This window comes from Microbacterium sp. 69-10, assembly GCF_001897945.1.
In the GTDB taxonomy this organism is placed as follows: Bacteria; Actinomycetota; Actinomycetes; order Actinomycetales; family Microbacteriaceae; genus Microbacterium.
This window is the reverse complement of the sequence record NZ_MKRT01000012.1, coordinates 47948-52764: the sequence shown is the minus strand read 5'-3', so window position 1 is coordinate 52764 and position 4817 is coordinate 47948. Positions and strand designations below refer to the sequence as shown.

The following is a 4817-nucleotide window of genomic DNA, read 5'->3' as shown; positions in this document are numbered from 1 at the left end:
AGGGTGCCCGACCGGTGAAACCCCGCCAATGGCTTGTCCAGTAACGTTGCGCACAACTTTGGCAGGCGCCATCGCGACCGATTGAGCGCCAAGCTGACGAGCGAGGACAGTGATGTCCACCCGGTGTCGGCCGCTGGTCATCACAAGTATCGGTTGGTCGTCAGCAATGAAGACCAGGCTGCTTGCGATTGCGCCGACCTCGCAGTCGAGCGCGGAAGCGGCATCCGCCGCGGTCCGGGTGGATTCCGGGAGTTCACGTACACGGCTCGCGATTCCAGCTGCGTCAAGGTGCTGTTGTACGATCTGGCTGCGTTCTGGCAGTGCATGAGCTTCGGTCATTGTTCGTGCCTCTCTGTTTCGACAGGTTCTGGGTAGTGCATGAGGAGAACGATCTCGGCGTCACCGCTGATAGAAACAAAAGAATGCGATTCGTCTCCGGGGTATCGGATGCTCTCGCCGATTCCGAGCTCGCGTTCGTTGCCGGAAACACCAACGCGGACTCTTCCTGAGATGACCGTTATCGTTTCTTCGACGCCCGCTTGGTGAGCGTCGGAGTGTTGTTCCTGTGTGGTGACCGTTGCCCGATACGCCTCGACGGTTATCGAGCCAGTTCTCCAAGTACCAAGCGGGATCGCTGTAACCGAAGCGCCCGAAACAGAGACGGGTGATTCACCCTCGTTTGCTGGGATCAAGGCACCCAACGGGATACGCAGGGCAGTCGACAGCGCGAACAAGGTGTCAAGACGAGCACCGCGTAGCCCGTTCTCTAGCTCCGAAACTGTGCCCTTGCCAATCCTGCTCCGACGCGCCAACTCCGACAGCGTCAGCCCGCGCTCTTGACGTGCCTGACGAAGTCGTGAGGCCAGAGAGTCATCCATCGGCGTATCCTTCGCTATCGTTCTGATAACAGAACGATAGCAGGGTGCGCGCACTGGAGACGAGTGCACGAGCTGTTGGTTCGACGTAAGCATGTGGCACGGGCGGGAGGCCCAGCCCTGAAGGAGAGTCGCCGTCCCCGGTGCGCGATAGAGCTCATGCGCGTCGACTGGGCTAGTCCGGTGGAGTGAAAAAGTTTCCTACCCTCGTGTGATCGGACGCGGGCACCGACTCCATCCAGGCAGCAGAGCCCTGCCCATCAACATCGGCAGGGCTCTGCTGCTCATGCGGGAATCTCGAAGATGATTTCCCTGCCGTCTTCTTCGTCCCACTGTTCGCCGTGCTCGACGAACCCGTAGCTGCTGATGAGTGCGAGCGAAGCTGCATTGTCCGGGCTGATCGTCGCCCGCACCGCTTTCACACCCGGCTCCCTGCCGGCGACCGCAAGAAGCGCGTCGAGCGACCTTCGCGCGTAGCCACGGCGGCGGAATTCAGGGGCCACCTGGTAACTGACCTCGACCATCCCCGCTGCATCAGGAGCTGCATGGAATCCTGCTAAGCCCACGGGCATATCAATTTCGGGATCGATGATCAACCGCGTGATCCAGGCCGCGTCCCCTGGTGTCTCTTTGATCTGCGCGCTTCGTATCCGCCACAACCAAACGCAATCGGGCCCCTGCAGGTAGGACGACGCGTACGGCAGGGCAAGTGAGGCCGTTTCGCCTGTGGCCAAGGCATCCAAGACGCTCTCCGGCACGATGTCGAGGTGAATACCCGACTCAGAAGGACGGGGGTGGAACCAAGGAGATCTCGTAACCATTGTCAGCAATTTAACATTCGTCCGACTTGCTTAGTCGCCGCCGGGACCTCCGCTGCGGGACTAGGCAACACAGCCCTATGGGCGGCCATCGGTGCGCGGAACCCGGGCGGGTGGCTCACGGAGGATACGACTCCACCTAAAGTCGGTAATTAGGAGATTCGCCCTATCCGAGACATTGACCGTTTGAGCGCAAGGAATGCTTGTAGAGGGAGCACGCCATTTCCAAGTGCGGTGAGCTGTTGGTTCGACGTAAGCATGTGGAAGGGGCTGGAGACCCAGCCCGGAGGGAGACCCATGAACCACTCCACGAACTCCGGCGCGGGGCGCGGCATCGAGTCTTCCGTCAGGAACGCGGGAGCTGGCGCTGGTCGTCCGGTGATGTGTTCCCATCTAGCGATGGCTTCGGCGTAGCCTCCCCATTCGCGAAGATAGTGTCGATCAGGGTGAACAGTGTCTCCGATGCGTTCTGCCTGGCCGGCGAGCCATGCGGTCCGTGAAGGGCGAAGTCGATGATCTGGTGCGACAGCGCCACCGTTCCTCGCCTGGCCTTCACGGTGTCCAGGCTCTCCCCGCCCCGTGAGGAGTCCGAGGCGAGCGGGGTTCGGAACAATGTCTTGGCGGTGCGCGGTGATGAAGATGCGGAACCGATGATGAGGTGCGCCGACCAGGGATGCGGGTAGGCCGATCCATTCCGTGTCATACCGGAGGTCGGCCAGATCGCCGAGAACGGCGCCGAGCGCCCGAAGAGGTCGGGCTGACTCGTCTCCCAGCACCCACGAGTCGGGTTCCACACCGCCAGGGGTTGCACGGGTAGGGGTTGCATCGTCGGGGTTGCCGTCGGCATCGGTTTCTCCTTCGGTCTTGGGGCGGTCAGCGGGTGCGGAGAGCAGTCCACGAACGTTCTCGATCACCACGAGTTCCGGTTGCAGCGCTTCGATCGCTGAGGCCATGAAGGACCAGAGACCGGAGCGGGTGCCGGGTGCGAGACCGGCTTGCTTGCCGACGGTCGACACGTCCTGGCAGGGGAACCCGCCGCACAGTACATCGACGGGCGGCACGGTCGCCCAGTCGATGGCCGAGATGTCACCGAGGTTGGGGGCATCCGGCCAATGGTGGGAGAAGACGCGGGCGACGTGTTCGTTGAGTTCAGAGAACCAGATCGTTTCGCCGCCGGTGAGGTGTTCGACGGCGAGGTCGAGGCCGCCGTACCCAGAGAACAGCGACCCGATCCGAGGACGCGAAAGAACAGGTTTCGGCATGAGGACTCCGGCAGATCGGTGATCCCTAGTCGTCGCCTCACGCTGAGATTCCGACCAGGCTGGTCACCTGCCAGGTGCTCCGTGAGCGCCGCGCAGACCGCCGCCGCTCCTCGCCAGATCACCCTCAGTCCGGCCTCGTCAGATCCCGGCTTCCCGAGCTACCACGCGTCTTGCAGATCGAGGTTTGCCCGCCCCGAGTCAACGCAGAGTTGACCGCTCCGCAGCGTCGCTTCGACGGCAGCGGGCGATCACCTGGGGACTAGAAGCCGCGCCCGTTCGGGCGCGGTCGAGACGAAAGGCGGCCTGCTCATGCCCGACCCGATCCAGCTCGTGCTCACGAAACGCGAACGAGACGCGATCGCGTCCGATCTGCACCACTACGGCGTCGTCCACGCCGCGGTGCCCGACAATCAGTACGGCCCGGCCAGCCCTCGCGGTGGCTCCCTGACGCTCGGCGACGACATGGAAACCGTGATCGGCTCGCACGCGACTATGTCGCACCAATGCGAGGCGCTGGCCGTGGCCTTCGAGAACGAGGCTTCGGTGCCGATGACGCTGGAAGCGATCATCCTGATTCGCACCGCGCTGGCCTACGCACACCCGGTGGAGATGCCCCCGGAACTCGCACGGATGAGCGCCTTCGCGTGGCTCGCGAACCGGCAAGCAGCGACCAGCGAGTTCGTTGCGGTCGCCGCCGAGATGCAACCCCCTGCAACCCCTGGGGTTGCGCCAACGCCACCACGCAACGTCGCGGAGGTCGAGCACGGGATCGACTGGCTCGGAGATCGGCTCGGCATGGCCTGGGCGCACGCCCACGCGCTCGCGCTCGACCCGCGCGAAGCGAATAACGATGTCGCGATTCTCGTTGAAGCGTGGCGCGAACGCCACGGGCAGGAAGTGCCCGAGCAGACCCGCTTACAGGTGATGACGTTGGCCGGCGAACGTGAGGCCCGGCTGGGCGCGGCGAAGAGCTGGCACCGTCAGCACGAGCCCCGCTACCTTGCGATGTGGGAAGTCCGCCAACGCGCCGCTAACACGGTTGCGGACGAGTGGCGCGATGAACGCGAGCTGATCGTGCGGCACAAGGTTGAAGTACACGCGAGGGAACTCCCGCCGCGACCGAGCGTGCTTGGGACTCTCCGTGCCGTGCATGCTGACCCCACCAAGCCATCGCCGCGCGCCGAGCCACGCAAGTTCGGGTGGCACCCGTGGGCAGGCCGGCACGACCGAAACGAGCCGCCCCGCGGTCGCAGCCTGTAGCCGGGGCAGGTCGCGATGACGGTTTCGATGCGGGTGATGTCGGCGGGCGACGGGTACAAATACTTCGCTCGCACGATCGTCGCGGGCGATGGCGATCGCAGCCTTTCAACATCCCTGACGAGGTATTACGCGGAGCAGGGTACGCCGCCGGGGTTCTGGCTGGGCTCCGCCGTCTCCTTCCTCGGCACCGAGACCGCCCGACTCATGGAGGGCGATCCGGTCTCGGAACCGCAGCTCCAGCTCCTCATCGGCATGGGCCGTGACCCGATCACGAGCAACCCGCTCGGACGCGCCTACCCGGTCTACGCACCGGTCGCAGAACGAGTAGCCGAGCGCGTCGCCACCCTTGACCCCGAGCTCACTCCGCGGGCGCGCGGCGAGGCCATCGCCGCCATCGAGACGGAAGAGGCTGAACGGGGCACGCGGCGGGCGGTCGCGGGGTTCGACTTCACCTTCTCGATCCCGAAATCCGCAAGCGTGCTCTGGGCCGTCGCCGACGCGGGAACGCAGGCGCTCATCGCCGACGCGCACCATGCGGCGGTCGCGGACATGATCGCGTATCTGGAACGCGAGGTCGCCGCGACCCGCACCGGCGTCACCGG

The 4817-nt window shown here is 64.6% G+C and carries 6 protein-coding genes; 2 read left to right on the top strand and 4 right to left on the bottom strand.

All coding sequences use genetic code 11. The annotated features are described in order from the left end of the window. The 4 genes from BGN97_RS04850 to BGN97_RS04835 form a co-directional block, all read right to left on the bottom strand. A partial coding sequence (locus tag BGN97_RS04850) for a YbaK/EbsC family protein (RefSeq protein WP_292698501.1) occupies positions 1 to 339 on the bottom strand: 339 nt, incomplete at its 3' end. Beyond that, the gene (locus BGN97_RS04845; RefSeq protein WP_292698499.1) at positions 336 to 878 is read right to left on the bottom strand and encodes an XRE family transcriptional regulator; all 543 of its coding nucleotides are present in this window, start codon (positions 876 to 878) and stop codon (positions 336 to 338) included. The genes BGN97_RS04850 and BGN97_RS04845, both read right to left, overlap by 4 nt. Before the next feature lie 281 nt (positions 879 to 1159). Further along, the gene (locus tag BGN97_RS04840) at positions 1160 to 1633 is read right to left on the bottom strand and encodes a GNAT family N-acetyltransferase (RefSeq protein ID WP_292698497.1); all 474 of its coding nucleotides are present in this window, start codon (positions 1631 to 1633) and stop codon (positions 1160 to 1162) included. A gap of 212 nt (positions 1634 to 1845) precedes the next feature. Next, complete coding sequence (locus BGN97_RS04835; protein ID WP_292698495.1) at positions 1846 to 2955, bottom strand: DNA cytosine methyltransferase; 1110 nt, start codon at positions 2953 to 2955, stop codon at positions 1846 to 1848. A gap of 309 nt (positions 2956 to 3264) precedes the next feature. Between BGN97_RS04835 and BGN97_RS04830 the strand changes: the two genes are divergently transcribed. Both BGN97_RS04830 and BGN97_RS04825 read left to right on the top strand, forming a co-directional pair. Then, positions 3265 to 4215: a hypothetical protein gene (locus BGN97_RS04830; RefSeq protein ID WP_292698493.1), complete on the top strand. Its 951-nt coding sequence runs from the start codon at positions 3265 to 3267 to the stop codon at positions 4213 to 4215. Positions 4216 to 4230: 15 nt separating this feature from the next. Continuing rightward, on the top strand, positions 4231 to 4817 hold a 587-nt coding region (locus BGN97_RS04825; protein WP_292698603.1), incomplete at its 3' end, for a relaxase domain-containing protein.

Coding starts and splice junctions, on each gene's coding strand:
- BGN97_RS04845 (WP_292698499.1), bottom strand. CDS start 878: ATGGATGACTCTCTGGCCTCACGACTTCGTCAGGCACGTCAAGAGCGC.
- BGN97_RS04835 (WP_292698495.1), bottom strand. CDS start 2,955: ATGCCGAAACCTGTTCTTTCGCGTCCTCGGATCGGGTCGCTGTTCTCT.
- BGN97_RS04830 (WP_292698493.1), top strand. CDS start 3,265: ATGCCCGACCCGATCCAGCTCGTGCTCACGAAACGCGAACGAGACGCG.